This is a genomic window from Microvirga massiliensis (assembly GCF_001006805.1).
GTDB lineage: Bacteria > Pseudomonadota > Alphaproteobacteria > Rhizobiales > Beijerinckiaceae > Microvirga > Microvirga massiliensis.
On the sequence record NZ_LN811358.1, the window covers coordinates 230,217 to 254,385 of the forward strand.

Genomic DNA, 24,169 nt, shown 5'->3' on the forward strand with positions numbered 1-24,169 from the left:
GGCACCTCTACCGCCAGGCCACGGCGAATACGGCGGTGGCCGCGATCACGCCGGTGATCATCGCCAGCGCATAATGGGTCACGACGCCGGTCTGGAGCCGCCGCAGCACCCCACCGCCGCGCAGGATCGCGTCGGCGACGCCGTTCACGACGGCATCCACGCCGTTGAGATCGATCCGCAGTCCGGCCCGTGCCGCCCCGCGCAGGAAGGGCAGCACTACGGTCTCGGACATGTCGCTCACCGTCTTCTCGTAGCGCGCCAGCGGATTTTCGGCGAGCCACATAAAGGACCGCGCGCCCTTGCGGTAGAACCAGTCGGTGTCGATGCTGATCGTGTTCTCGGGGTCGAGCGCCCGGAGGAACAGCACGAATCCCAATGCGGTGAACATGAGCAGACCGAGGCTCTCGGTGACATGGACGCCGGTATAAGGCTCGAAATCGACCGGATAGGGCAGAAGCGCGTATAACGGCTGGGGGAACACGCCGATCGCGATGCAGAGCACCGCCGCCATGCCCATCGCAACCAGCATGTTGCGCGGTGGCTCCCGCGCCTCCAGCCCCCGATCCGTGCCGAAGAACATGTAGTACGGGAGCTTGAGCCCGGTGTGCAGGAAGGTTCCCGACGACGCCATCGTCAGCGCCAGCACCACCAGCGCGCGGTGATCCTGTCCGGCGGCGGCAATCACCATCGACTTGGTGACGAAGCCCGAGAAGAACGGAAATGCCGAGATCGCAAAGGCGCCGACCATGTAGAGCGCCACGGTCAACGGCATGGTCCTGTAGAGCCCGCCGAGCTCGGTGAGCTTGCGGCGCCCGGTGACGTAGATCACCGCCCCCGCACCCATGAAGAGGAGCGCCTTGTAGAGGATATGCGCGAAGGCATGGCTGGCGGCCCCGTTCACCGCCATCTCGGTCCCGATGCCGATGCCTGCCACCATGTAACCCACCTGGCTGACGATGTGGTAGGCGAGGAGCCGCCGGCAGTCGTTTTCCAGTACCGCGTAGACGACGCCGTAAAGCGCCATCACGGTGCCGAGCCAGACCAGAAGCTCGGTCCCCGGGAACGCCCGCGCCAGCACATAGACGGCGGTCTTGGTCGTGAAGGCGCTCATGAACACCGCCCCGGTGACGGTCGCCTCCGGATAGGCGTCGGTCAGCCAGGCATTGAGCGGCGGCACCGCGGCATTGAGGATGAACCCGACGAGGATCAGGTAAAAGGCAGCGCCCGTTCCCGCCTCGATCGGACCAAAGAGCAGCGAACCGGTGGTGAGCCCGTAGAGAATGATGCCGCCGAGCAGGACGAGGCCGCCGGTGATATGGACCATGAGATAGCGGAAACCGGCGCGGATCGCCGGCCGGCTGCGCTGGGCGAAGACCAGATAGGCGGAAGCGAACGCCATAGCTTCCCAGAACAGGAACAGGGTCAGGTAGTCGCCGGCGAACACCACGCCGAGTGCGCTGCCGACATAGACGAACGCCGCCACGTGCTGGCCGGCATCCCTCAGGTGCAGCGCGTAGACCATGCCGATCAGCGCCATGATGGTGAAGACGGTGGCGAAGACGATGCTCAGCTTGTCGACTTTCGCAATCAGGATGTCCTGCCCGATGAACCGCGCCGCGCCGTAGCTGCCCGGCTGCATCGTGAGCACGGCGAGGATCGCCAGCACCGGGATCAGCAGCAGATACGCCTTGCGGATCGATCCTTTCAGGAAGGGGATCGGCAGGGCGCCGAGAATGAACAGCAGGGCGGGATGGAGGAAGTCAGTCATAGTAGTCCTCGCGCCGCATCAGCCCGCCCTGATGGCCGAGGAATTTGGAAACGAAGATCAGCAGCACGCAGGAGACGAAGCCGTAGACGGCCGACCAGCCCGGCAGGCGGTCCCACAGGTATTCGGCGTGCTCGCGGGGGACCAGAAAGTCGGCGATGACGACCAGAACGAGCACCAGATAGAACAGCCAGCGGCGCTGCTGCGCATATTTCGCATTACCAAAGAAATCGACGACGCGTTTGATCATCTGACCACTCCGTCCGCCAGGGCGAGGAAATAGCCGGGGAAGATGCCCATCAGCACCGACAGGATGGCGGTCGCGACCAGCGGGATCGTCACCATCGGAATTTCACGGACCGTTGCAGGACTCTCGCGAGCCTCAGTCCCGAAAAAGGCGATATAGCTGACCGGCAGGAAATAGGCGGCGTTCAGGACGGAACTCACCAGGAGCACGATCATGAACGCGGTCTCCCCCGCCGCCACCGAGCCCAGTGCCAGATACCATTTGCTGACGAAGCCCGCGGTCGGCGGGATCCCGATCATGCTGAGCGACGCGACGAAGAACGCTCCCATCGTCCAGGGCAGCCTACGGCCAATGCCGGCCATGTCGCTGACGTTTCGCTTGCCGGACGCGCAATAGATCGACCCGGCGCAGAAAAAGAGCGTGATCTTGGAGAAGGCGTGCGCCGCAATGTGGATGATCCCGCCGACCATCGCGACCGGCGACAGCAAAACCGCACCCAGCACGATGTAGGAGAGCTGGCTGACTGTCGAATAGGCGAGCCTCGCCTTCAGATCGTCCCGTGTCAGGGCGTAGATGGACGCCATCAGGATTGTGAACGAGACCAGATAGGCCGTGGCGAGCCCGAGCCCCAACCCGCCCACCAGTCCCGTGCCGAAGACGTGGAACACCACCCTCAGCACGCAGAACACGCCCATCTTGACCACGGCGACCGCATGCAAGAGCGCGCTGACCGGTGTCGGCGCTACCATCGCGGCAGGCAGCCAGGCGTGCATCGGCATCACCGCGGCCTTGGAGAAGCCGAAGAGATAGCAGAAATAGACGACCGTCAGCAGCGAAGCCGAGGCATCGACCCTCGCCAGCAGTCCCCCAGCCACGAAGTCGAGCGATCCCGCGACGTGGTAGGTCAGCGCCAGTGCTGCGAGAAGCAGGCTTTTCGATGCGCCCATCAGATAGACGAGGTATTTGCGGCTACCCGCCCATGCCTCTTCGTCCTCGTGATGGTAGACGAGCGGATAGGTCACGAGGCTGAGCACCTCGTAGAAGATCACCAGCGTGAACAGATTGGCGGCGAAGGCGCCCCCGACGGCTGCCGCAAGGCTGGTGGCGAAGCAGGCGAAGAATCGGGTTTGCGCGTGCTCCTCCAGGTGCCGCATGTAGCCGATGGAATAGATGGCCGCCACGATCCACAAGAGCGACGAGACGGTGGCAAACACCATGCCGAGCGCATCGGCCCGGAAAGCGAAATCGATCCCCGGCAATATTTCGAACAGGCGCAATTCGACCGTCCCGCCCGCCAGCACTGTGGGCGCCATCGAGGCGACAATCGCGAACATGACGAACGCCGCCAACGGCGAGACGAGATCTCGGAGTCTCTCGCGGTCGTTCAGAAGGAGGACCGCCAGGGCCGCCAGACCGGCGACTGCGACGGCCAGCAGCGGCCGGATCGACATGACCGGGTCCAAGCCGCTATCCTTTCATCATGGTCACGTCGTCGACCTTGAGGGTAGACTTGTTCCGCACGAGGGCGACCAGAATGCCGAGCGCGACGGCAACCTCCGCCGCGGTGATCGCGATGATGAAGATCGCGAAGATTTGCCCGCGGAAATCGTCGTGGTAACGCCCGAACGCGATGAAATTGATGTTGACCGAGTTGAGCAGCAGCTCGAGCGACATCAGCACGACAAGGATGTTGCGCCTGAGCAGCACGCCCGCCGCTCCGATCACGAACAGGAGTACTGCGAGCACGATATGCCACCAGAGCGGCACCATCACCCCGGCTCCTTCCGCGCCAGCACGATGGCGCCGACCACGGCCACCAGCAGGATGACAGAGGCGGTTTCAAAGGGCAGGAGGTAGTCGGAGAATAGCGTCGTGCTGAGCTGCCTGACCGTGTCGCCGGTGCGCATGGCGACCGGCTCCGTGACCGAAAAGCGTTCGCTCCAGACCACCAGCACCAACATCTCGATCCCGAGCAGGACGAGCAGCACCAGAGCCGGCAGGTTGCCGCCCGGCAAGAACCGCTGCAACGCCGCTTCGCGGACATCGATCATCATGATCACGAACAGGAACAAGACCATGATCGCGCCGACATAGACGAAGATCTGGATGACCGCGAGCAACGGTGCCTCGAGCAGGACGAAGATTGCCGAGATCTGCAGGAAACACGCCATCAGCGCCAATGCGCTGTGAACCGGATTCCGCGCCAGGACCACAATCAGGGCCGTGATGACGGACGCCGCTGCGAATAGAAGGAAGAGCCCCTGACCCATCGACGTCGACCCTCCGACGCGAACCGTCACTCGGCGCGACACGGCCGGACTTGGGAGATGCGCACTTCAGTTTACAAATTCTGCCCTAGTCTTGGCCTTTTCTCAAGATTATCCTGTTTGGTGAAGCGTTAGCAGTCCGCCAGTGCTGCGATCAAAGACATTCTTCCTCGCAATCCGGACGGGTTGCGGGAGGTGATCTGCAGCATGCTGCAGGTAATGATCCAGGCCGAGACGGGCGAGGTGCTCGGGGCCGGCAAGGGCGAACGCGTGCCACCTCGTAGCGGAGATAAGGATGAGTGGAGGTCCGGCCTCGCCGGACCCCCGTCACGAGGCTCAGAACTTGTAGTTCAGGCCGGCACGAACGACACCGAACTCGTAGTCGTCGCGGTTGAGGAGCACGCCCGTGTCGAATGGCGCGTCGTCTCCGCCGCGATCGAGATTGACGTAGAGGCCCTCGAGTTTGACGGTGAAGTTGTTCGTCACCGCGTATTCGAGGCCACCGCCGAGAGTCCATCCCGTCGAGGTGTCGTCGCCGCAGGTGAACGGCAGGCCGTTAGCAAGGCAATTGCCGCCTGAGCCGCCCCCGAAGGCGAAGCCGCCGGTTGCGTAGAGCAGGGCACGGTCGAAGGCATAACCGGCTCGCGCACGCACGGTGCCGAACCAGTCGAGGCCACCACCGGCCACGAAGCTGTCGCCGAAGGTTACATCGCGCTCGTTACCCAGATCCGCGTATTGGAGATCCGCCTCGAGGCCGAGGACGAACGACCCGATCTGGTAATTGTAACCCACCTGTCCGCCGCCGACGAAACCGTCGTCCCCGGTCACATCCACGAGACCGACGCCCGGCACCGTCACGGCGGAGTCGTTGACGTTCCATCCATAGCCGGCATTGAGGCCGATATAGAAACCGGTCCAGGTGAAGATGGGAACGGCAGCCACCAGCGCTGGCGGAGGCGCATAGGTGCGCGCCGGCAGGTCCGCCGCAAAAGTGGTGGGCGCAGCCAGCAGTCCTGCCAGAGCGGTTGCTGCGAGGAGATGTTTTTTCATTTGGTCCTCCGGGTTTTCGAGTTCCGGGTTCAGGGTTCGGCCCGTGCCCTTTGATCCGGGCTGAAGCGAGCCTCGCGAGCGGCATGGCAGCAGGTATCGCGGCACAACCTCACCGCGCCCGGAATCGATAGATCCGGGCATCACGACGGGTACGCTTGCGTGCGGTTTCCCCTGTGCAACGCCTGGGATTGAACGCTCTCGCTTCCTGATGGTTCATGCCGGTGCGGTATCTTGACCTCCCCCGGCCGGCATGCGCGAAAGGGATCCTCATCCCGTTGAGGCTCAGGACGATTGGCGATCGTGAACGCTCGGGACGGAGACGAGTGGGAAGCGGCGGTGAAACGATGAATGCAGTCGCGTTGGTGACGGGCGGGTCGAGACGGATCGGTCGCGCGATCGTCGAGCGCCTCGCGGCCGCGGGATACTCGGTCGCGATTCACTTCAACCGATCGCTCCAGGAGGCGGAGACCCTTGCGGGGGAAGTGCGGGCCCGCGGAGGCCAGGCCACCCTTCTTCAGGCCGATCTTGCCGACCCCGCGGCCGTATCGACGCTCATGGAGCGCGCCCAAGCCGCCCTCGGGCCCGTGACACTCCTCGTCAACAATGCATCGGAGTTCCAGCGCGATGAACTCGAGACGCTCGAACTCGCACGTTGGCAGCGGCATTTCGCCATCAATCTCCAGACGCCGGTCTTTCTCGCACGGGACATGGCGCGCCTTCTGCCGGAGACAGCAAAGGGCTGTGTGATCAACATCATCGATCAACGGGTCTGGAAGCTGACGCCGCAGTTCTTCTCCTACACGCTGACGAAGTCTGCCCTCTTCACGGCCACGCGGACGATGGCGCAGGCGCTCGCACCCTGCATCCGCGTCAATGCTATCGGCCCCGGACCAACTTACTCGAATCCGCGACAGGCGCCCGAGGACTTCGCGAAACAGAGCACCGCGTGCCTGCTCGGGCGCGGTCCCTTGCCGGAGGAACTCGCCGACGCGGTTCTGTTCCTCGCGCAGGCCGAGAGCGTCACGGGCCAGATGATCGCCGTCGATGGCGGCCAGCATCTCATCTGGCAGACGGCGGATGTCGTCGGCCTGGAGGAGTAAGTTCGGCTTCAGCGGCCCAGGACCGGAGGATGCACCACTGGGATTCGATGCTCAATCGGTGAGCGCGATCGCGGATATCAGCCGCCCGTAATCGGGCTCGCCCCGGTGAGTCGTACGCCTGTAGCTGAAGAAGCGTTCCTCGTCCGAATAGGTGCAAAGACCGAGCGTGCTGAAAGAGCCGACTCCGGCTGCAACTGTCCGAGCGCCGATATAGGCGGGCAGGTCGAACATCGCGCGATCGGGGCGCTCCGAGGGAACGAAGAACCGCTCGTTGGCGGAGTCCGCTTCGAGAAACCGGTCCCTGAAGTCGAGCCCTACCTCGTAGGCATCGCGGCCGATCGTCGGCCCGAGGACGACCGTGATCCGCTCCCGGCGCGCGCCGAGCCCTTCCATTGCTGCGAGCGTCGCCTCGATCACGCCCGTGAATGCTCCACGCCACCCGGCATGGGCGGCGCCCACGACGCCGCTATCCCGGTCCACGAAGAGGAGGGGGCCGCAATCCGCGGTGGTGATCGCCAGCGCCAGCCCGGGCACGCGGGTCGCCATGCCGTCGGCCTTCGGGCGCTCCGTGCCGAAGGGAGCCTCGACGATCACGGCATCGGGCGAGTGGACCTGGTGCAGACTGACGAGGGAGTCCGGGCTGACTCCGAGCCCGGCGGCCATCCGGGCCTGGTTCTCGACCACGCGATCACGCTCGTCGGACGATCCGAGGCCGCCGTTGAGGCTCCCGTAGATTCCCTCCGACACGCCGCCTTGCCGCGTGAAGAAGGCATGGCGGATCCCGGGGAGACCCGCGAGTGCGGGTGATTCAACGATCACGAAGCTGCTCCTGTATCGCGGCGGCCGGCAACAGGCCTGGAATATTCTCGATCGAAGGGTGAGCAAGGGCGAGGACCTTGAAGAGATCGCCCATCCCGTCCGGCCCCGGTCCGGTGAGGCGGCGCAAGGCTCCCGTAATCGCGGCGGCCTGCTCCTGGCTCGCTCGCGCGCAGAGAGCTGCCGCCCGGCTCTCGATGCCGAGCGCTCGCAGGAAGTCGCCCTGCCGGCCCGGGCCATGAGCCCGCAGGCCGGCAGCTTCGCCGATGCGCGCCAGCCAGTCGAAATCGACATGCACCGTGAGGTCGGCCTCGCCCGGATCGGCGAGGGGATCGGCGAAGCGATGTCGCTGGACTGCCTGCAAGGTGTCCCCGAAGGCAGGGCCGACATAGCCGTAATCGATCGTGAGGAGAGCCCCGCCGACCCTGGCGAGTCGGCCAGCCAGATTCGCCGCGATGGCTGAACCGATACGGGGCTCCTCGAGGATCTCACCGTCGCGCGGAGGTCGCGCGTGCGCCACGCTGACGGGCCGAAGCCCGAAGACGAGACGCTCTCCTTCGAGGCCGACCATCCGCTCGCACCAGCCCCGGTCCGTCGCGACATACTGCGCGACCGGCAGGGCGTCGAAGAACTCGTTGGCGATAACGATCAGAGGCCCCTCGGGAAGGGTGTCGATGCTCGCGTGCCAGATGGGCGTGTGGGCGGAGCGGGCGAGGATGCTGCGCTGGCGCTCCCGCAGGACCGGACTCGTTTCCACGAGGTGAACCTGTGCGGCCGCGAGGAAGCCCGGCACGAGCCGAGCGGCGCGAAGCAGGTCAGCCATCAGGGTGCCGCGGCCGGGCCCGAGCTCGACGAGGCCGAAGGAACCGGGGGCGCCCGCGAGCCGCCAGACTTCCGTGGCCCAGAGTCCGAGGAGTTCCCCGAACATCTGGCTGATCTCCGGGGCGGTGGTGAAATCCCCGTCGGCTCCCAGCGGATCCCGCGTCGCATAATAGTGCCGGAGGCAGAGATCCATGTAGCGCTCGACCGGGATCGGGCCCTCGGCGGCAATGATCTCTCTGATCCGTGCGGCGAAGCGACTCATGCCGGTCTCTGTCTGTCGGATATCAAGGCAGCAGCGACCGGGGAGGTTCGTTCGGTCATGCCTTATCCTCGAGATTGTCCGCAGCGATCAGGCCTCGGACACCCGGGAGCGGGTTACGCCGCGCCACGCGAGCACGATCACGGTGAGGCCGACGAGCACCATCGGCAGCGACAGCAACTGGCCCATGGTGGCGCCCCCGACCAGGAAACCAAGCTGCGGGTCGGGCTCGCGGAAGAACTCGCAGGTGATCCGCGCGATGGCATAGCCCGTCACGAAGATGCCGCCGAGGAGCCCGGGCCGCCGGAATCCAAAAGTGCGGGCCGCGATCGCCATGACGATGAAGAGCACGAAGCCTTCGGCGAACGCCTCGTAGAGCTGGCTCGGATGGCGCGGAACCGGTCCTCCATTCGGAAACACGAAGGCATAGGGGAAATCGGGAGCCGGCCGCCCCCAGAGCTCACCATTCACGAAATTCGCGATCCTGCCGAAGAACAGGCCGATCGGGGTCACGACCGCGGCAAGATCGAGCATGGCCAGGGGGTTCAGGCCACGAGACCGGGAGAAGAGCACGAGGGCCAGAATCGCGCCCAGGAAGCCGCCGTGGAAGGACATTCCCCCGTGCCAGACGGCGAAGATCTCGATCGGGTTCGCGAGAAAAGCCGGGAGATTGTAGAAGAGCACGTAGCCGAGCCGCCCGCCGAGGACTATTCCGAATGCGATCCAGACAATGAGATCGTCGACCTCGGTCGCCGTCGGCGCACGGACCGGCCGCCACAATTCCTCCCGCGCTGCGAGGCGCCGTGCATAGAACCATCCGCCGAGCAGGCCCACGACATAGGCCAGGGCGTACCAGCGGATTGCGATCGGGCCGATTGCAATAGCAACCGGGTCGATCATCGGAAAGGGCAGGGCGAGAACGGGCATCGTGTCGGATTTGGCCTGACGACAGGGCCGGGCTCACGCCGGCAACCGGCGCGCCACTTGGACGGCTGGCACCCGGAACGTCAAGCCCGCGACCGCTGGAATCGGCTCCCTTCGGCGACCTAGCGGAGATGTGACGAGCCACGTGAGCCCCGGCATCTTCATGCAAGGCGGTTGTTATCGCACCGTTGCGCTGGCGCCGGTAAAGGACCATGTCAGCTGGGCGGCGGGCGCGAATGACGCGCCCCGATGGAGGCAGCAACCATGAGTCAAGGCCCAAATCGGATCCTGGACGAGTTTGCCCGGCTCGCGACCGATGCGGTCGGTGCGGCGCAGGGGATGAGGCGCGAGGCGGAGACGATCATGCGGGCGCAGGCCGAGCGCCTTCTGCGCGATATGGATGTTGCAACCCGTGAGGAGGTCGCGGTCCTGCGCGACCTCGTCTCTGTGCTCCGGGAAGAGAACGAGCGCCTCGCGGCGCGGGTCGCTGCTCTCGAAGCCGGTGCAAAACCCACTTCCGAACCGGCCTCGGCTTGACGGCGCCACTCCACCGGTTCAGGGCGCCGGACGGCCCGAAAAGCTTAGCTTTCGCAGTCGGTTGTTCTTGAACGGATGGTCGTAATTTCGCCATCCCGTTCACCGACATCCTGTGCGCCGCTGTGGATAGCCGGGATAGACGCCGTTGAGTTCACCTGAAGAATCTTGGACCTTCTTCTCGACTTGAGCCGCACGAATCCGTGGGGTTATGGTGAGTAAGAAAATGATTCGAGGGTGATCTGCATCCTATACTTGCTTTTACCTTAACGGCTCATTCCCGATATTCTTTGCGCGGCTTGGCTGGTCGAGATGCTTTCCAGTCGCGTCCCTCTTCAGACTCGGATCATCCGAGCCCGTGGATCGACATGAACCTGACCCAAATCGACAGCGACCGCAGCGAGCATCCCCTCGACGTCCTGGAGCGGCTTGCCGGCCTGCGTCACTGGATCTTCGATCGCGCGGAAACCGACGAGATGTCCGTCTCGGTGGCCGGGCGCTTCGCGGATTATCACATCGCGTTTACCTGGATCGAGGACGTTGAGGCGCTGCACGTCGCGTGTGCCTTCGACCTGAAGGTTCAGGATCGGCAACGCACGGAAGTCCTGCGGCTCATCTCCGCCATCAACGAGCAACTCTGGGTCGGCCATTTCGATCTCTGGAGCGGCGAGAGCGTGGTGATGTTCCGGCATGCGCTCTTGCTCACGGGCGGCGTCGAGCCGACGAACGCGCAATGCGAGACCATGCTGCGTGTCTCGGTGGATGCCTGCGAGCGCTACTTCCAGGCTTTCCAATTCGTGATGTGGGCCGGGAAGTCGGCTCGGGAGGCCCTCGACAGCGTTCTCTTCGAGACCGAAGGTGAGGCCTGAGCGTCCACCGGGGAGTAAGCGGCCCTACTACGCGGCCTCGTCGAACAATCCGTTCTCGTTGAGAACTGCGGCCGCTTTCAGAACGCGGCGTATCGCTGCGCCAATGCCGGCATGTCTGGTGGCAAGGCCGATGTCGCTTCCTGCAAAGAGGTATGAAACCTGAGCCGAGACAGGCTGGGCTTGCAGGCACAGGGCCATGTTCAGGGTGCTGATCGAGACGCGCCAGGCGTTGGCGTTGAACTGTTTCACCGATTTGGCCCCTGAAGCCTGATAGGCTTGCCAGTCCTTGCTCGTCTGGTCCCGGAGACCTGGCGGGAGATCGGGGACGAAGCGGACGAGATGGTTGCAGGCGGCCAGGCCGATCTCACGGTCCGGCGCATCGAATGGAACGATCGTGACCGATCCATACTCTGCGATGGCGGCAACGGACGAGACGATGAAACGCTGGTCGTAGAGATAGAGGCGCGCTTTGATCTCGCCTCCGACATCGGTCCTGTGTCTGGTGAGATCCTGGAGGGAATGGTCCGGCGGGCTCGGAGTGTGATTTCTCATCGCGCGTGAACACCTGGGCGTAGCGAGGCCGATCAAGCCACAGGCTGCTTGAGAATGGGTTGAGGACTTCCCGCGATCGTGAGGCCCAAGTCACATGACCAGGTGGCGAAGATCGATTGGCGGGCAAAGCCGCGCCCAGCAATCCGGCTGATATCTTGGGCGAACCTTGAGTGCCTGTCAGCTCGCTTCCTTCGCTCCAATTCTCCTCGTCTCGACACCGTCGTGTGAAGATGCCATTGAACGGGCCCGTCTCCGAGGCCGGCTGTCAGACATGTCCCGATCGTCCGCTCTTCCTTCGTCTCTGATCCTGGTCGGCGCCGGCAAGATGGGCGGTGCGATGCTCGAGGGTTGGCTCAATGTCGGGCTCTCGCCCGACCGCGTCACCGTGCTCGATCCGCATCCTTCGGCGGAGCTCTCGGCACTCTGCGATCGCAACCGGATTGATCTTAATCCGACGGGCCCCGGCACCCCCGAAGTTCTCGTCCTCGCGGTCAAGCCGCAACTCCTGGATGCAGCCGCGGCTACGGCGAATGCACTGGTCGGGGGCGAGACGCTCGTCGTGTCGATCCTGGCCGGCAAGACGATTGCGGATCTGCAGGCACGCCTGCCACGCGCCCGCGCCATCGTACGAGCAATGCCGAATCTTCCGGCGAGCATCGGTCGCGGGGCGACGGGCGCTTGCGCGAACGAAGCGGTTACCGCCCGACAGCGGGAAACGGCAGACGCGCTCCTGTCCGCAGTCGGCATCGTGGAATGGGTCGATCGCGAAGACCTGATCGATGCCGTGACGGCAGTTTCGGGATCAGGACCCGCCTATGTCTTTCATCTCGTCGAATGCCTCGCCGAGGCGGGCGCCGCAGCCGGACTGCCGGAGGAGCTCGCGACCCGGCTCGCCCGGGCGACCGTTTCGGGAGCAGGCGCGCTCCTCGAACACAGCGAGCTAGCTCCGGGCCGGTTGCGCGAGAATGTGACCTCTCCGGGCGGCACCACCGCGGCTGCGCTCGAGGTCCTGATGCGTCGGCCGAGCGGCATGCCGGATCAAATCAAGGAGGCCGTCGCCGCGGCGAAGCGGCGCGCGGGAGAACTCTCTGGCTGACGGGACGCTGCCAAGGAGCGACGCAAGACTTACATTCGGGAGTGAAACCTGGAGGACGCAATGCCAGCACGAGCTACTCCCAAGAGTGAAACCCCTTCCAAGCGGGACGCAATCATCGACGCATTGATGCGCCTGGCAAGCGACCGTCCCTGGTCCGATATCGAAGTGACGGATATCGCCCAGGAAGCAGGCGTGAGTCTCGCCGAATTCCGTGATCTGTTCCCGTCGAAGGGAGCGGTCCTGGGGGCCCTGTCCCGCCGTGTCGACAAGCAGGTGCTCGAAGGCACCACCGAAGATCTTGCCAACGAGCCGGCGCGCGAGCGGGTCTTCGACGTCATGATGCGACGGCTCGATGCGCTGGAACCCTACAAGGCTGCCCTGCGGCGGATCTCCGACGGGCTCAGGCAGGATCCGCTGAGCATGCTGGCCCTCAACCAGAGCGCCCTCAATTCGATGCGCTTCATGCTGGCGGCAGCCGGGATCTCGACAGAGGGTCCGCTCGGAGGCCTCAAGCTTCAGGGGGCGGTGATCGTCTTCGCGAACACGCTCGAGACCTGGCTCGATGACGACGATCCTACGCTGGCCGCGACGATGGCGCGGCTCGACCGCGAATTGAGGCGCGGGGAGCGTGTTCTCGAGCGGGCCGACGACCTGCGGAGGCTGACGTTGCCCTTCAGGGCCGTCGGACAGGCGTTGCTCGACAGCCGCAGGCGGACTCGTCGGCGGCCGCGCGGCTATGATCGTGATGCGGACGGCGAGGCGAACGATCCTGCAGCCGCAATCTGACGGCGACTGCAAGAGAGGCGATCGGGGGGCTTTTCGATGAGCGGATCGGATGCGGTTCAGCCGCAGATCACGATAGACGATTTTCTGCGGGTCGACATTCGCGTCGGACGCATCGTGGCCGCCGAGCCTTTTCCGCAAGCCCGCAAGCCCGCCTTCAAGCTCGCGATCGATTTCGGCCCCGAGATCGGCGTGAAGCGCTCGTCGGCGCAGATCACGGTAAATCACCAGCTCGAAGATCTCGTCGGTCGCCAGGTGCTCGCGGTCGTGAACTTCCCGCCGCGGCAGATCGGGCCGTTCGTTTCGGAGGTCCTGACGCTCGGTGTTCCCGACGCCAATGGCGCCGTGATGCTGATCGGCCCGGATCGCGAGGTGCCAATCGGGGGGCGGTTGTACTGAGACGATCTCCTGCTGCAGCCCTGTACAGCTCAAGCCGGCAGGCGAACGGTCGCCCGCAGGCCACCGAGCGGCGAATCCGCGAGCGTGATGTCGCCGCCGTGAGACCGCGCGATGTCTCGCGCGATGGCAAGGCCGAGACCCGATCCGCCTTCGTCCTGGTTTCGCGCTTCGTCGAGGCGGACGAAGGGCTTGAAGACCTCCTCGCGCAACGTCGCGGGTACCCCGGGGCCGTCGTCGTCGACGTGGAGAACGAGCCAGCGCGCTTCGTGGTTGGCGTGGATCGCGATCCGCTCTCCGTGACGCGCTGCATTCGACAGCAGATTGAAGAGCAGCCGGCGAAAGGCGTCCGGCCGAACTGTGACGCTCGGGTCGCCGACAATGTCGAGCTCGGTCGCATGCCCCTGCCGCTCCGCATCGCTTTGCAGTTCTTCGAGCAACGGACGAAGGTCGGTCGTTGCCGCCGCTTCGCCCGCATCACCCCGCGCGAAGGCGAGATAGCCTTCCAGCATGCGGCTCATCTCATCGACATCGCGCTTCAGGTCTTCCACTTCCGGCGTTTGCCGGATCAGCGCGAGGGATAGCTTGAATCGGGTTAGGATCGTGCGCAGGTCGTGGCTCACGCCGTTCAGCATCGCGGTGCGCTGGTCCCTGGCGCGCTCGATGCGCCGCTTCATCTCCAGAAAGGCGTGACCGGCCTGACGGACCTCGCGCGCGCCGCGGGGACGAAACTCGATCTCGCGACCCTTGCCGAAGCTTTCCGCCGCCTCTGCCAGCCGGAGGATCGGTCGGATCTGGTTGCGGAGAAACAGGATCGCGATGGCGAGGAGCACGATCGACGATGCTCCCATCCAGACGAGGAAGATGTGCGAGTTCGACGCGTAGGCTTGGCTGCGCCGCGCGAGGACGCGCATTACCTCGTTGCCGAGCTTGACCCGGATCTCGATCAGGTTGGACCGTCCCACGGTGTCGGTCCAGTACGGCTTGTCGATACGCTGCGCGAGCTCTTCCGAGAGAGCCTCGTCGAGGATCGAGAAGAAGGGCTTCGGCCCTGGTGGCGGGAGGTCGCCCTCGATGATGTCGACGTCGAGTCCGAGTCGCTCCGAGGCGATGCGCGAAAGGGTGTGCGCGTCCCGATCCTGCGGATAGCTCTCGTAGATGTCGATCAGTGCCGCGATATCCGACGTGACGGCTGCCGACAGGCGACGGGTCACGAGCTGCCAGTGCCGCTCCATGAAGGTGTAGGCGATCACGGATTGCAGGAGTACGACCGGAGCGATGATGATGATCAGCGACCGTGCATAGAGCCCCTTCGGGAGCAAGCTGCCGAGCCACCGCAGGCTGCGATCGATACGGGTGACCGGCTTCGGACGGCGGAACTTCATCGGTCGACAGCCAGCCGATATCCTATTCCGCGGACAGTCTGGAGGAAGATCGGGTTCGCGGGATCGACCTCGATCTTGCGGCGCAGGCGGTTGATCTGGACATCCACCGTCCGCTCGTTGGCCGCCGGCCCGCCGCCCGTGAGCTCCTCGCGCGGAACGTTCTCGCCTGCGCGCGTGCCCAGAATCGTCAGGATCTCACGCTCGCGCTCCGTGAGCCGCACGAGCTCGTCGTCGCGGCGCAGTTCCCCGCGATCGAAGCGGAAGCTGAAAGGCCCGAACCGGATCTGCTCCGCATGAGCCTGCATGGGGGCATCGGAGGGACGCGAGTAGCGTCGCAGAATGTTGGTGAGGCGCAGGATCAGTTCGCGCGGCTCGAACGGTTTCGGGAGATAGTCGTCCGCGCCGATTTCGAGACCGGCCACCCTGTCGTCCGGATTGGCCCGGGCGGTCAGCATCAGGATCGGGACTTCCGAATTCTGTCTTATCGTGCGCGCGTAATCGAGCCCGCTCTCCCCAGGCATCATGATGTCGAGCACAAGCGCATCGAACAGGAAGTTCTGTGACAGCGCACGCGCTTCGGCAGCGCTCGCCGCCGTCGTGATCCGGAAGCCATTCTCGCCGAGAAACCGCGCCAGGAGATCGCGCAGACGGCGATCATCGTCCACGATGAGAACATGCGGCGCGTGATCGGGCAGATCGGGACGCGCCACATCGGTCATGAAATCTCTCCCGTTTCGAACACGAGCTTTCTGACCCGGTTGCGATCACCGGGATCAATCATGGCGAGAAGATATTCGCGGACCGCGTCCCTGTGCTCAGGGCCGATCGCTTCGAGAGCGCGCATGATGCGGCGGGTCTGCAAGCGCGCGAGTTGCCGTGCGAGCGCCCGGCCCCTCTGGGTCGTGTGCAGATGACGCTGCCGGCGGTCTGTCGTGCCGGTGCGACTCTCGATGAAACCCTTCTCGATCAGCTCCTTGAGGACCCGGTTCAGGCTCTGCTTCGTGATCCTCAGAATATCGAGGAGGTCGGCGATCGTGAGGCCCGGATGCCGGTCGACGAAATGCACCACTCTGTGGTGGGCCCGTCCGAACTCGAACTCGGCAAGGATCCGGTCCGGATCGCTGACGAAGTCGCGATAGGCGAAAAAGAACAGCTCGATGAGGTCGTAGGCCGGGATCTCACCGAGGATATCGTCACCGTCTGGCGTTGTCTGGTGCAGGGCAGGGGGCACGGCGGCTTTCGACATTTTATGTCAGTCTTGTTGACATATCTCAGTCCGATTGTTACTCGTCAAGGGCGCCCGGAGAAACGAACGAACGCGGAAGCGGCTCTGTCCGCTTTGAAATTTCGCGCCGGGCCATAGCCGAATGCTCTAGGAGACATCTGATGTCCGCGACCCCTTTCGACCAGCGTGATGGCTGGATCTGGTACGACGGCAAGCTCGTGCCGTGGAAGGATGCCCAGCTCCACGTGCTGTCGCACGGGCTGCATTATGCCTCAAGTGTATTCGAAGGCGAGCGCGCCTATGGCGGTGTGATCTTCAAGTCGCGTGAGCATTCGGAGCGGCTGAAGCGGTCTGCCGAGATCCTCGATTTCGAGATCCCCTACACCCCGGAAGAGATCGACGCCGCCAAGTATCTCGTGCTGGAGAAGAATGGCCAGACGGATGCCTATGTTCGTCCCGTCGCGTGGCGCGGCTCGGAGATGATGGGCGTCGCTGCCCAGCACAACAAGATCCATCTGGCGATCGCCACCTGGGAATGGCCGAGCTATTTCGATCCCGCCGAGAAAATGAAAGGCATCCGCATCGATATTGCGGATTACCGTCGGCCGGATCCTGCCACGGCGCCGTCAACCGCGAAGGCTGCGGGTCTTTACATGATCTGCACGATCTCGAAACACCGCGCCGAGCGTAAGGGTTATGCGGATGCGCTAATGCTGGATTGGCAGGGCCGCGTCGCGGAATGCACGGGAGCGAACATTTTCTTCATCCGTGACGGCGTCATCCACACGCCATTGGCGGATTGCTTCCTCGATGGGATCACCCGCCAAACTGTCATCGAGATCGCGCGCCGCCGCGGTTTCGAGGTCGCGGAACGGCGTATTCTTCCGGATGAGCTTCCGACATTCAACGAGTGCTTCATCACCGGCACGGCCGCCGAAGTGACCCCGGTTTCCGAGATCGGTCCGCATCGCTACCAGCCCGGAAACATGACGAAGGTCCTGATGGAGGACTACGAGGCTGCGGTGCAGCCCAAGGCCAAGGCTGCCTGATCCTTCCATGCGCATGGAACACTCGGCTCGGACATCGAGCCGGGTGTTCGCGCAGGAGACTCTCCTGCGCCAGTAACGCCTGTTCTCCTAGGCTCCCGCCCGGCATATTGTGGAGCGGGAGGGTTTGCATTGGACGAATTGGCCTGGATACGCCGAGGGCTCGAGAAGCCTGGCCGGACCCAGACCGGGCTGGCTCAGGCGCTTGGCCGCTCGCCCTCCGCGGTGACCGCGCTGCTGAAGGGCCAGCGGCAGCTCAAGGCCCGCGAGGTCGCCATCGTGGCCGAGTACCTCGGAGAGGAGCCGCCCGCTCTTCAGGCGGCTGCGGCCTCGGCCTACCCTCGGGATCGGACGAATGCCGGCGCGCCCGAGCCGAGCCGCTTTCCGCGCCGCCGGCTACCGGTTTTCGGGCTTGCGCGGGGCGGGCAGGATGGGCGGTTCATCCTGAACGGCCAGCGGGTCGCCGATGTGCTCTGCCCGCCGAGCCTCGAACACGTGCCCGATGCCTATGCGGTCTATATCCATGGCGATTCCATGGAGCCGCGCTACTACGCCGGCGAGACCGCCTGGGTGCATCCCCATCTTCCGGTCCGGTCGGGAGACTTTGTGGTGGCCCAGATCTTCGATGCCGAAGGCGAGCCGCCTCTCGGATTCGTCAAGCGCTTCGTGTCCCGCAATGCTCGCGAACTCGTTCTCGAGCAGTTCAATCCCCCGGAGGGCCAGGACCGGTTGATGCATTTTCCGGCAGACCGTGTGATCTCCGTCCACCGCATTCTGTTCGCCGGGCAAAGCTGAAGCTCTTCGGGCATGGGTATGATTGGCGCGGCCTGAAGCCGTGGCAGAAAAGGATCGGCCCGGCACCCACGGCCGCATCAGCGGCGCTCCTCGAAACCTGCAGCACTTGCGCGCTCGCGCTCGGAAAGAGGGCGCAGCCGCACATTGTATCCTCCGCCTCCTCGTAGCCGGCAGGCTGAGCAGAAAAGGCGGGCGCCAAGATCGTCGAGCGTCGTCGTGGAGGTCACGACCGATTCCAAGGTGACACGCGTCCAAAGCTTGGTGCGGCCGCAATCATCGCAGGTGATCTCGATAGCATTGGCCGCAAGAACCCGGCGGCGTCCGCGATAGGAAAATTTCTGCATCGGCAATGAATGTTCTTGCTCTGTTCGAGAATGGCCGGGTGGAGAGCCGGAGTCGAGTCCCCGGCTTGCAGAAGCATGAGCCCGGCACACGGGATATGCAGCGAAACCCCTGGAACAGAGCGAGAACCGGAGATTTTCTCCGAATAGCGCAGGCTCTGTGGATAGCGGGGACAGATACCCGGCGAAAAAAGCAAGTTTCCCAAACGGAACAACGCGTGACGGGCTGCGTTCTCCTGTTCGAACAAAACGCGAACAAACGGAGTCGCAAACATGGCGCGCAGCAAGGAACGCGATCAGTCCGAAAACCCGAAGAGCGCGGGGGACGATCATTCGAACCGCATCAAGAATCCCGATGACTGGGTGTCTGGACAGGAACCCATGACGGGAGCACAGGCGTCCTACCTCAAGACCTTGTCCGAGGAAGCCAAACGCCCGGATCTTTACGACCCGGCGCTCGACAAGGCGGAGGCCTCGAAACGGATCGACCAATTGAAGCACGAGGCCGGAAAGGCGGCCGATTGATCGAGACGGGCTTCCGATCCCGGCGTGTTCGCACCATATTGGCGGAGGGCATGCCGTCCCGTGGAGGCTTTCAAGAGGAATGATGGATCTGACTTCCCGACGCACCAAGGTCGCACTGGCTCTGGTCGCAGTGGTAACGCTGGGTGCGAGCGTGGCAGAGGCCAGGGGTGGCCGGGGCGGGAGCTTTGGCTCACGTGGCGCTAGAACCTATCAGGCTCCGCCTGCCACCCGCACGGCGCCTGATGCCGCTGCTCCCATTCAGAGATCGCAGGTGCCGAACCAGGGGCCGGCGATACAGCGGCCCGCGGCTCCCGCAGCGGGCGTCGCACGGACCCCACGGTTCGGGACGGGCTTTATGGGCGGTCTGCTCGGGGCGGGGTTGCTCGGCATGCTCTTTGGCGCCGGGTTCTTCGGAGGACTCGCCGGGTTGGGCTCCATGCTCGGTTTTCTGATCCAGATCGCGCTCGTCGTGTTTCTCGTCTCTCTGGCCATCCGTTGGTTCCGGCGGCGGGAAACCCCGGCCTATGCAGGCGCCGGGCATGCCCGAACGGCCGCTGGCGGCCTCGGCGGGTCGCGGCCCGGGGGCTCTGCTCTCGGTGGGCTTGGGCTCGGCGGCACTCGCGCAGATGCACCGCGCCGCAGCACATCGCCCGAGGAGGTTCCGATCCGCGACAGCGACTATGCTGCGTTCGAGCGGAGCCTCAACGAGATCCAGGCAGCCTATTCGCGTGAGGATGTCCCCGGATTGTGGGCTCGCGCGACACCCGAGATGGCCGGGTATCTGCAGGAAGAGCTCAACGAGAATGCACGGAACGGCGTGATCAACAGAGTCGACAACGTCCGGCTCGTTCAAGGTGATCTTGCGGAATCCTGGCGCGAGGGGACGACCGAATACGCCACCGTCGCGATGCGCTACGAGCTGAGCGATGTCACGGTCGAGAAGGCGAGCGGACGCATCGTGGAAGGAAGCCCCGACAAGATCGTCGAGGCACGCGAGCTCTGGACCTTCCGCCGCGACAACGGAGGAGAGTGGAAGCTCTCCGCGATTCAGCAAGCCTGATGCTGGAACTGCAGGCTCGAGAACGAGGCGGCCCCCGGGCCGCCTTTTTCATGGGCATTCCGTCGCGCCTTTCCAAGCGACCCGAGGCCTCCCATCTCGATGGGCAGCTGGGGCTCTCTCAGAAGGACGCTGAGTTCATGAACGAGCAGGAACGGCACGTCATCGACGACATCTTCAAGCGCCTGGAGCAGGTTTCGAACCAGAGCCGGGATCCCGAGGCGGAGCGCTACATTGCCGAGAAAGTGCGCCAGCAGCCCTATGCGCCCTACGTGATGGCACAGAGTATCCTCGTGCAGGAGCGGGCGCTCGCCAACCTGAATGCGGAGGTCGAAAGGCTCAGGGCAGAGGCCGAGCAGTCCCGATCACAGGGCGGCAGCTTCTTGTCCGGCCTCTTCGGAGGCGGCCAGCGGGCTCCGGAGCGGCCCCAGCCGACCTACGGGCAATCATCATACGCGCAACCTGGCTCACCGTGGGGCGGTGGCGCACCGATGCAGCAGATGGGAGCGCCCGGTCCCTGGGGCGCTCGCGGCGGAGGCGGTTTCCTGCAATCCGCCATGGCGACGGCGGCCGGCGTCGCGGGCGGAATGATGATCGCGAATGCGCTTTCGAGTGCCTTCGGGGGAAGCAATCCGGCGCACGACATCGCCTCGGCCGCCGGTCTTGAGGCTGGCGCCGCCGATCAGGATATCTCGCAGTTCGGAGATCCACTCCATCAGGCGAATGCCGATGACAGCGGGGATTTCGGGATTGATTCCTTCGACGATGGAGGCGATGGCGGCGACTGGACCTGATGGTCGAGCCAGGACGTGGCGGAGCGCGTCCGCGCCCCGTCACGTTGTCTGCTCCATCGTCGGTGAGACAGTGCATGCTGATCATGTGCGCGGTGCGGGATCCGGCACCGCGCTTTGATATGCCCTCCCGTCATCGGGAACGAAGTGCAGCAATCCGGGTCGCCGTCCCAGGTGAATCGCTCGCCCGCGGCTCGCGACGACCGGGGGATGTGAGGGTGTGAATGATCAGATCACGATCACGGGCGTGCCGACCTTCACGCGATTGTAGAGATCGACCACGTCCGAGTTGAGCATGCGGATGCAGCCCGAGGAGACGGCGTGCCCGATCGTATGCGGCTCGTTCGTCCCATGGATGCGATACAGTGAAGAGCCGAGATACAGGGCGCGGGCCCCAAGGGGATTGTCCAACCCGCCCGACATGTAGCGGGGAAGATCGGGCCGCCGCTTCAGCATATCGGCCGGCGGTCGCCAATCGGGCCATTTCCGCTTCATCGTCACGGACTTTCGCCCCGCCCACGTAAAGCCCGGCCGACCGACGCCGATTCCGTAGCGGATTGCGCGCTTGCCGGGTTGAACCAGGTAGAGGAACCGGCTCGGCGTATCGATGATGATGGTGCCCGGCGCGTGCGGTCCGTTATACGCTACGACCTGCCGCTGATAGCGAGGGTCGACTCCGAACCCGATCCCGTCATCGATGTAATCGTCTTCGCTTCCATAGGAGCCGCCGTAATCCGGTATCGCGGTGATAGCGCCACGGGAGCGGCTCCCTACGGAGCCGCGCGGGTCGTACGGAAAGCCGGTGAGCGGATCGAGAGGAGCTTCGCGATAGTGTCGCCCGGTCGGCTCGCGCCCGGTCATCAGCATCTCGACGAAGCCGCCGCCATAGGGAAGTTCGCGCTCGAGAACGATGGCTTCGTCATCATAGGCCGGAGCGGCCCGGCGCGGGCCGGCTTCTGCAGTGGTCGAGAGTGCGATCGCGACGAGGAAACCGGATGAGACGGCAGAGAGAAGTCGATTCATACGGCGATTCCAGAAGAGATGGGGAAGCGTGTGTGTCGAAGGAACGGGACTCTCGGAAGTGGCGGACGCTAGCGGGTATGCCTGAATCCTCCCTGAACTACAGAGCCTGCAGGGTAGGGCCGATGTTCAGCTTTTGGTAAGCCACATCCATCGTCCGCCACCCCATTCCGGTGGATTGCCCATCGGATACCAAGCTCTGCCGTATAGAACCTTGCAGCGAGGCGCTGGTTCCCTGCCCGGGCGGCCCGATCGTCGTCTTACAGGCGGCGTTCCATCCGAGCTCATGCAATCCGCACCGGCAGGCTTGGCCGCTCTTCCCGAGCCAGTGGCGGCCCGGAGCCCGTCATGCTGTATGGGGCCGCCCATTCCGGGCGAGTCGCATCCCAAAAACCTCAATGATCCTCGGTCCCGCCGCAAAGGCCGCTGCCGGCATCGCGTTTCTCTCCATCATGGACGCGGTGATCAAGGCGCTGGCCGCCTATTATCCCGTCCTGCAGGTGTCCTTCCTTCGCTTCGCAAGCGGAACGCTCGCCGCCGTGCTGCTCGTGGCTGTCATGCGCCCCGGCTTCCCGTCCCGCGAGACGGTCATGGCGAATGGGCTCCGGTCGGTGGTCGCCATGCTTACGGCCACGAGCTTCTTCTATGCGCTCAGCCAGTTGCCGCTCGCAGAAGTTCTCGTGCTCTCGTTTCTCGCGCCGATGCTGGTCGCGGTTTTCGCCGGATTGCTCCTGAAAGAGCGCATCGACCGGCAGATCGTTCTCGCGCTGGCCGCCGGCTTCGTCGGGACCGTCATCGTGGTTGCAGGCCATGGCGGCGGCGATGGGGACACGAGATCGTGGGCGGGTGTCGCCTCCGCCCTGTTCTCGGCCGTAGTCTATGCGCTCAACCTCGTTCTCCTCCGCCAACGCGCTCAGCGTGACCACTTCGTCTTCATCGTCCTCCTGCAGAATGTGGGCCCGTTCCTCCTGCTGGCGCCTGCGGCTGCCGCAGTCTGGGCTCCGCCGACCATCGCTCATGTCGGCTGGTTCCTGAGCCTGGGGGTGCTGGGCGTGGCCGGGCATGTTCTGATGGCAGTGGCCTTTGCCCGGGCTGAGGCTGCAAGGCTGGCGCCTCTCGAGTATACGGCCCTGATCTGGGCGGCTCTCATCGGCTACGTGGTTTTCGACGAGGTCCCGACATTCGCCACCGCAATCGGCGCCGTGCTGATCATCGGGGCAGCCGCCATGGCATCTCGCCGCAAGATGATTTGACCTGGAGCCCTGATGGCAAGTTGGCAGATCTGACCAAGCCCATCATATCGAAGGCGGTCACGCCGACCCGTCGGATCGGCTCCTTGACACGTCCGACAGCCACTCTTATCTCGCGGTCAGTTTAGCACTCCGCAAGCGAGATTGCTAAACGCAGGACAAGAGGCAGCCCTTCCGGCTGTCATACAATCCAAGAGGAAGCTTATGAAGTTTCGTCCCTTGCACGACCGTGTCGTGGTTCGGCGTCTCGAGAGTGAGGAGAAGACCAAGGGCGGGATCATCATCCCGGACACCGCGAAGGAGAAGCCCCAGGAGGGTGAGATCGTGGCGGTCGGGCCTGGCGCACGCGACGAGACCGGCAAGGTTCAGCCGCTCGACGTCAAGGCCGGGGATCGCGTCCTGTTCGGCAAGTGGTCGGGCACCGAGGTCAAGATCGACGGCGAAGACCTCCTGATCATGAAAGAAGCCGACATCATGGGCGTGATCGCCGCCTGATCGTCCTCTTTCCCATTCCATTCAGTTCAACCAGTTTCACTGGAGGCACAGCCTATGGCAGCCAAGGAAGTCAAGTTTTCGGCCAACGCCCGCGAGAAGATGCTGCGCGGTGTGGACATTCTCGCCGATGCCGTGAAGGTCACGCTCGGGCCGAAGGGCCGCAACGTGGTGATCGAGAAGAGCTTCGGGGCACCGCGGATCACCAAGGACGGCGTGACGGTCGCCAAGGAGATCGAGCTCGCCGACAAGTTCGAGAACATGGGCGCCCAGATGGTCCGCGAGGTTGCCTCGAAGACCAACGATCTGGCGGGTGACGGCACCACCACCGCGACGGTGCTCGCCCAGGCGATCGTGCGCGAGGGTGCCAAGGCGGTGGCCGCCGGCATGAACCCCATGGACCTCAAGCGCGGCATCGATCTCGCGGTCGCCGAGGTCATCAAGGACATCCAGGCCAGCGCCAAGAAGGTTAAGTCCTCGGAAGAGGTCGCCCAGGTCGGCACGATCTCGGCGAACGGCGACAAGGCCATTGGCGAGATGATCGCGCAGGCCATGCAGAAGGTCGGCAACGAGGGCGTGATCACGGTCGAGGAGGCCAAGACCGCCGAGACCGAGCTCGACGTGGTCGAGGGCATGCAGTTCGACCGCGGCTATCTCTCGCCCTACTTCATCACTAATGCCGAGAAGATGGTGGCCGAGCTCGAGGATCCCTACATCCTGATCCACGAGAAGAAGCTCTCGTCCTTGCAGGCGATGCTGCCA

29 protein-coding genes and 1 pseudogene are annotated in these 24,169 nt (G+C 64.3%); 15 read left to right on the forward strand and 15 right to left on the reverse strand.

Features of this window, described 5'->3' with window-relative positions; all coding sequences use genetic code 11:
* Nucleotides 1–7 precede the first annotated feature (7 nt).
* Genes BN1233_RS25260 through BN1233_RS25280 form a run of 5 tightly spaced genes read right to left on the reverse strand, consistent with a single transcriptional unit; the run spans nt 8 to nt 4,282 of the window.
* The gene (locus tag BN1233_RS25260) at nt 8–1,768 is read right to left on the reverse strand and encodes a Na(+)/H(+) antiporter subunit D (RefSeq protein WP_046866382.1); all 1,761 of its coding nucleotides are present in this window, start codon (nt 1,766–1,768) and stop codon (nt 8–10) included.
* On the reverse strand, nt 1,761–2,015 hold the full coding sequence (locus BN1233_RS25265) for a hypothetical protein (protein WP_046866383.1): 255 nt from the start codon (nt 2,013–2,015) through the stop codon (nt 1,761–1,763). Before BN1233_RS25265 ends, BN1233_RS25260 begins: the two co-directional genes overlap by 8 nt.
* Nucleotides 2,012–3,475 (reverse strand): monovalent cation/H+ antiporter subunit D family protein, encoded by a 1,464-nt coding sequence (locus BN1233_RS25270; protein ID WP_046866384.1) that lies wholly within the window; start codon nt 3,473–3,475, stop codon nt 2,012–2,014. The genes BN1233_RS25265 and BN1233_RS25270 overlap by 4 nt, the downstream gene beginning before the upstream one ends.
* Nucleotides 3,476–3,479: 4 nt before the next feature.
* Nucleotides 3,480–3,782 (reverse strand): NADH-quinone oxidoreductase subunit NuoK, encoded by a 303-nt coding sequence (nuoK, locus tag BN1233_RS25275; protein WP_046866385.1) that lies wholly within the window; start codon nt 3,780–3,782, stop codon nt 3,480–3,482.
* Complete coding sequence (locus BN1233_RS25280; RefSeq protein WP_046866386.1) at nt 3,782–4,282, reverse strand: NADH-quinone oxidoreductase subunit J family protein; 501 nt, start codon at nt 4,280–4,282, stop codon at nt 3,782–3,784. The genes nuoK and BN1233_RS25280 overlap by 1 nt, the downstream gene beginning before the upstream one ends.
* A 150-nt stretch (nt 4,283–4,432) precedes the next feature.
* Between BN1233_RS25280 and BN1233_RS49855 the strand changes: the two are divergent.
* Nucleotides 4,433–4,600, forward strand: a pseudogene (locus tag BN1233_RS49855) (IS256 family transposase); the annotation flags it as partial.
* Between the two features lie 15 nt (nt 4,601–4,615).
* Here BN1233_RS49855 and BN1233_RS25285 read toward each other — a convergent pair.
* Nucleotides 4,616–5,329, reverse strand: a complete 714-nt coding sequence (locus BN1233_RS25285; protein WP_046866387.1) for an outer membrane protein — start codon at nt 5,327–5,329, stop codon at nt 4,616–4,618.
* A gap of 344 nt (nt 5,330–5,673) precedes the next feature.
* Between BN1233_RS25285 and BN1233_RS25290 the strand changes: the two genes are divergently transcribed.
* On the forward strand, nt 5,674–6,429 hold the full coding sequence (locus BN1233_RS25290; RefSeq protein ID WP_046866576.1) for an SDR family oxidoreductase: 756 nt from the start codon (nt 5,674–5,676) through the stop codon (nt 6,427–6,429).
* A 51-nt stretch (nt 6,430–6,480) separates the two neighbouring features.
* On the opposite strand, the gene pgeF is transcribed toward BN1233_RS25290, so the two are convergent.
* The 3 genes from pgeF to lgt all read right to left on the reverse strand — a co-directional run bounded on the left by pgeF (nt 6,481) and on the right by lgt (nt 9,253).
* A complete protein-coding gene (gene pgeF / locus BN1233_RS25295; protein WP_046866388.1) occupies nt 6,481–7,248 on the reverse strand; it encodes a peptidoglycan editing factor PgeF in 768 nt (255 codons plus the stop codon).
* Complete coding sequence (locus BN1233_RS25300; RefSeq protein WP_046866389.1) at nt 7,238–8,329, reverse strand: class I SAM-dependent methyltransferase; 1,092 nt, start codon at nt 8,327–8,329, stop codon at nt 7,238–7,240. The genes pgeF and BN1233_RS25300 overlap by 11 nt, the downstream gene beginning before the upstream one ends.
* An 87-nt stretch (nt 8,330–8,416) precedes the next feature.
* Nucleotides 8,417–9,253, reverse strand: a complete 837-nt coding sequence (lgt, locus tag BN1233_RS25305) for a prolipoprotein diacylglyceryl transferase (RefSeq protein WP_046866390.1) — start codon at nt 9,251–9,253, stop codon at nt 8,417–8,419.
* Nucleotides 9,254–9,514: 261 nt separating this feature from the next.
* Between lgt and BN1233_RS25310 the strand changes: the two genes are divergently transcribed.
* Both BN1233_RS25310 and BN1233_RS25315 read left to right on the forward strand, forming a co-directional pair.
* Entirely contained in the window at nt 9,515–9,787 is a 273-nt protein-coding gene (locus BN1233_RS25310) for an accessory factor UbiK family protein (RefSeq protein ID WP_046866391.1), read from the forward strand.
* A gap of 365 nt (nt 9,788–10,152) precedes the next feature.
* Nucleotides 10,153–10,653: a type III secretion system chaperone family protein gene (locus BN1233_RS25315; RefSeq protein WP_187144365.1), complete on the forward strand. Its 501-nt coding sequence runs from the start codon at nt 10,153–10,155 to the stop codon at nt 10,651–10,653.
* 27 nt (nt 10,654–10,680) lie between these two features.
* Here BN1233_RS25315 and BN1233_RS25320 read toward each other — a convergent pair whose 3' ends face one another.
* Nucleotides 10,681–11,205 carry a hypothetical protein gene (locus BN1233_RS25320; protein ID WP_046866392.1) on the reverse strand — a complete coding sequence of 175 codons (525 nt, stop codon included), beginning with the start codon at nt 11,203–11,205 and terminating at the stop codon, nt 10,681–10,683.
* Between the two features lie 271 nt (nt 11,206–11,476).
* On the opposite strand from BN1233_RS25320, the gene proC reads away from it, so the two are divergent.
* The 3 genes from proC to BN1233_RS25335 are packed head-to-tail and all read left to right on the forward strand — an operon-like array spanning nt 11,477 to nt 13,483.
* Nucleotides 11,477–12,301 carry a pyrroline-5-carboxylate reductase gene (proC, locus tag BN1233_RS25325; protein WP_046866393.1) on the forward strand — a complete coding sequence of 275 codons (825 nt, stop codon included), beginning with the start codon at nt 11,477–11,479 and terminating at the stop codon, nt 12,299–12,301.
* A 60-nt stretch (nt 12,302–12,361) separates the two neighbouring features.
* Nucleotides 12,362–13,087, forward strand: a complete 726-nt coding sequence (locus tag BN1233_RS25330) for a TetR family transcriptional regulator (RefSeq protein ID WP_046866394.1) — start codon at nt 12,362–12,364, stop codon at nt 13,085–13,087.
* Between the two features lie 36 nt (nt 13,088–13,123).
* Nucleotides 13,124–13,483, forward strand: a complete 360-nt coding sequence (locus BN1233_RS25335) for a tRNA-binding protein (protein ID WP_046866395.1) — start codon at nt 13,124–13,126, stop codon at nt 13,481–13,483.
* Between the two features lie 29 nt (nt 13,484–13,512).
* On the opposite strand, the gene BN1233_RS25340 is transcribed toward BN1233_RS25335, so the two are convergent.
* The 3 genes from BN1233_RS25340 to BN1233_RS25350 are packed head-to-tail and all read right to left on the reverse strand — an operon-like array spanning nt 13,513 to nt 16,111.
* Nucleotides 13,513–14,865: a sensor histidine kinase gene (locus tag BN1233_RS25340; protein WP_046866396.1), complete on the reverse strand. Its 1,353-nt coding sequence runs from the start codon at nt 14,863–14,865 to the stop codon at nt 13,513–13,515.
* Nucleotides 14,862–15,584 carry a response regulator gene (locus tag BN1233_RS25345; protein ID WP_046866397.1) on the reverse strand — a complete coding sequence of 241 codons (723 nt, stop codon included), beginning with the start codon at nt 15,582–15,584 and terminating at the stop codon, nt 14,862–14,864. Before BN1233_RS25345 ends, BN1233_RS25340 begins: the two co-directional genes overlap by 4 nt.
* Nucleotides 15,581–16,111, reverse strand: coding sequence for a MarR family winged helix-turn-helix transcriptional regulator (locus tag BN1233_RS25350; RefSeq protein WP_052763925.1), 531 nt, complete (start codon nt 16,109–16,111; stop codon nt 15,581–15,583). The genes BN1233_RS25345 and BN1233_RS25350 overlap by 4 nt, the downstream gene beginning before the upstream one ends.
* Nucleotides 16,112–16,251: 140 nt before the next feature.
* Here BN1233_RS25350 and BN1233_RS25355 point away from each other — a divergent pair, with 140 nt between their 5' ends.
* Both BN1233_RS25355 and BN1233_RS43305 read left to right on the forward strand, forming a co-directional pair.
* Nucleotides 16,252–17,139: a branched-chain amino acid aminotransferase gene (locus tag BN1233_RS25355; protein WP_046866398.1), complete on the forward strand. Its 888-nt coding sequence runs from the start codon at nt 16,252–16,254 to the stop codon at nt 17,137–17,139.
* Nucleotides 17,140–17,268: 129 nt separating this feature from the next.
* Nucleotides 17,269–17,931 (forward strand): LexA family transcriptional regulator, encoded by a 663-nt coding sequence (locus BN1233_RS43305; protein ID WP_052763926.1) that lies wholly within the window; start codon nt 17,269–17,271, stop codon nt 17,929–17,931.
* 77 nt (nt 17,932–18,008) lie between these two features.
* Here BN1233_RS43305 and BN1233_RS25365 read toward each other — a convergent pair whose 3' ends face one another.
* Nucleotides 18,009–18,275 carry a hypothetical protein gene (locus tag BN1233_RS25365; protein ID WP_046866399.1) on the reverse strand — a complete coding sequence of 89 codons (267 nt, stop codon included), beginning with the start codon at nt 18,273–18,275 and terminating at the stop codon, nt 18,009–18,011.
* Between the two features lie 270 nt (nt 18,276–18,545).
* Here BN1233_RS25365 and BN1233_RS25370 point away from each other — a divergent pair, with 270 nt between their 5' ends.
* The 3 genes from BN1233_RS25370 (at nt 18,546) to BN1233_RS25380 (ending at nt 20,648) form a co-directional block, all read left to right on the forward strand.
* Entirely contained in the window at nt 18,546–18,797 is a 252-nt protein-coding gene (locus BN1233_RS25370; protein WP_046866400.1) for a DUF3072 domain-containing protein, read from the forward strand.
* Nucleotides 18,798–18,876: 79 nt separating this feature from the next.
* A complete protein-coding gene (locus tag BN1233_RS25375) occupies nt 18,877–19,857 on the forward strand; it encodes a TIM44-like domain-containing protein (RefSeq protein WP_046866401.1) in 981 nt (326 codons plus the stop codon).
* 137 nt (nt 19,858–19,994) lie between these two features.
* Nucleotides 19,995–20,648: a DUF2076 domain-containing protein gene (locus BN1233_RS25380; protein ID WP_046866580.1), complete on the forward strand. Its 654-nt coding sequence runs from the start codon at nt 19,995–19,997 to the stop codon at nt 20,646–20,648.
* Between the two features lie 225 nt (nt 20,649–20,873).
* Here BN1233_RS25380 and BN1233_RS25385 read toward each other — a convergent pair whose 3' ends face one another.
* Nucleotides 20,874–21,668, reverse strand: a complete 795-nt coding sequence (locus BN1233_RS25385) for a L,D-transpeptidase (RefSeq protein ID WP_052763928.1) — start codon at nt 21,666–21,668, stop codon at nt 20,874–20,876.
* A gap of 395 nt (nt 21,669–22,063) precedes the next feature.
* Here BN1233_RS25385 and BN1233_RS25390 point away from each other — a divergent pair, with 395 nt between their 5' ends.
* The 3 genes from BN1233_RS25390 to groEL form a co-directional block, all read left to right on the forward strand.
* On the forward strand, nt 22,064–22,918 hold the full coding sequence (locus BN1233_RS25390) for a DMT family transporter (protein ID WP_046866402.1): 855 nt from the start codon (nt 22,064–22,066) through the stop codon (nt 22,916–22,918).
* Nucleotides 22,919–23,119: 201 nt separating this feature from the next.
* Nucleotides 23,120–23,410, forward strand: coding sequence for a co-chaperone GroES (groES, locus tag BN1233_RS25395; RefSeq protein ID WP_046866403.1), 291 nt, complete (start codon nt 23,120–23,122; stop codon nt 23,408–23,410).
* Between the two features lie 54 nt (nt 23,411–23,464).
* Nucleotides 23,465–24,169 (forward strand): chaperonin GroEL (groEL, locus tag BN1233_RS49860; protein ID WP_046866614.1); only part of this gene is annotated, 705 nt, incomplete at its 3' end.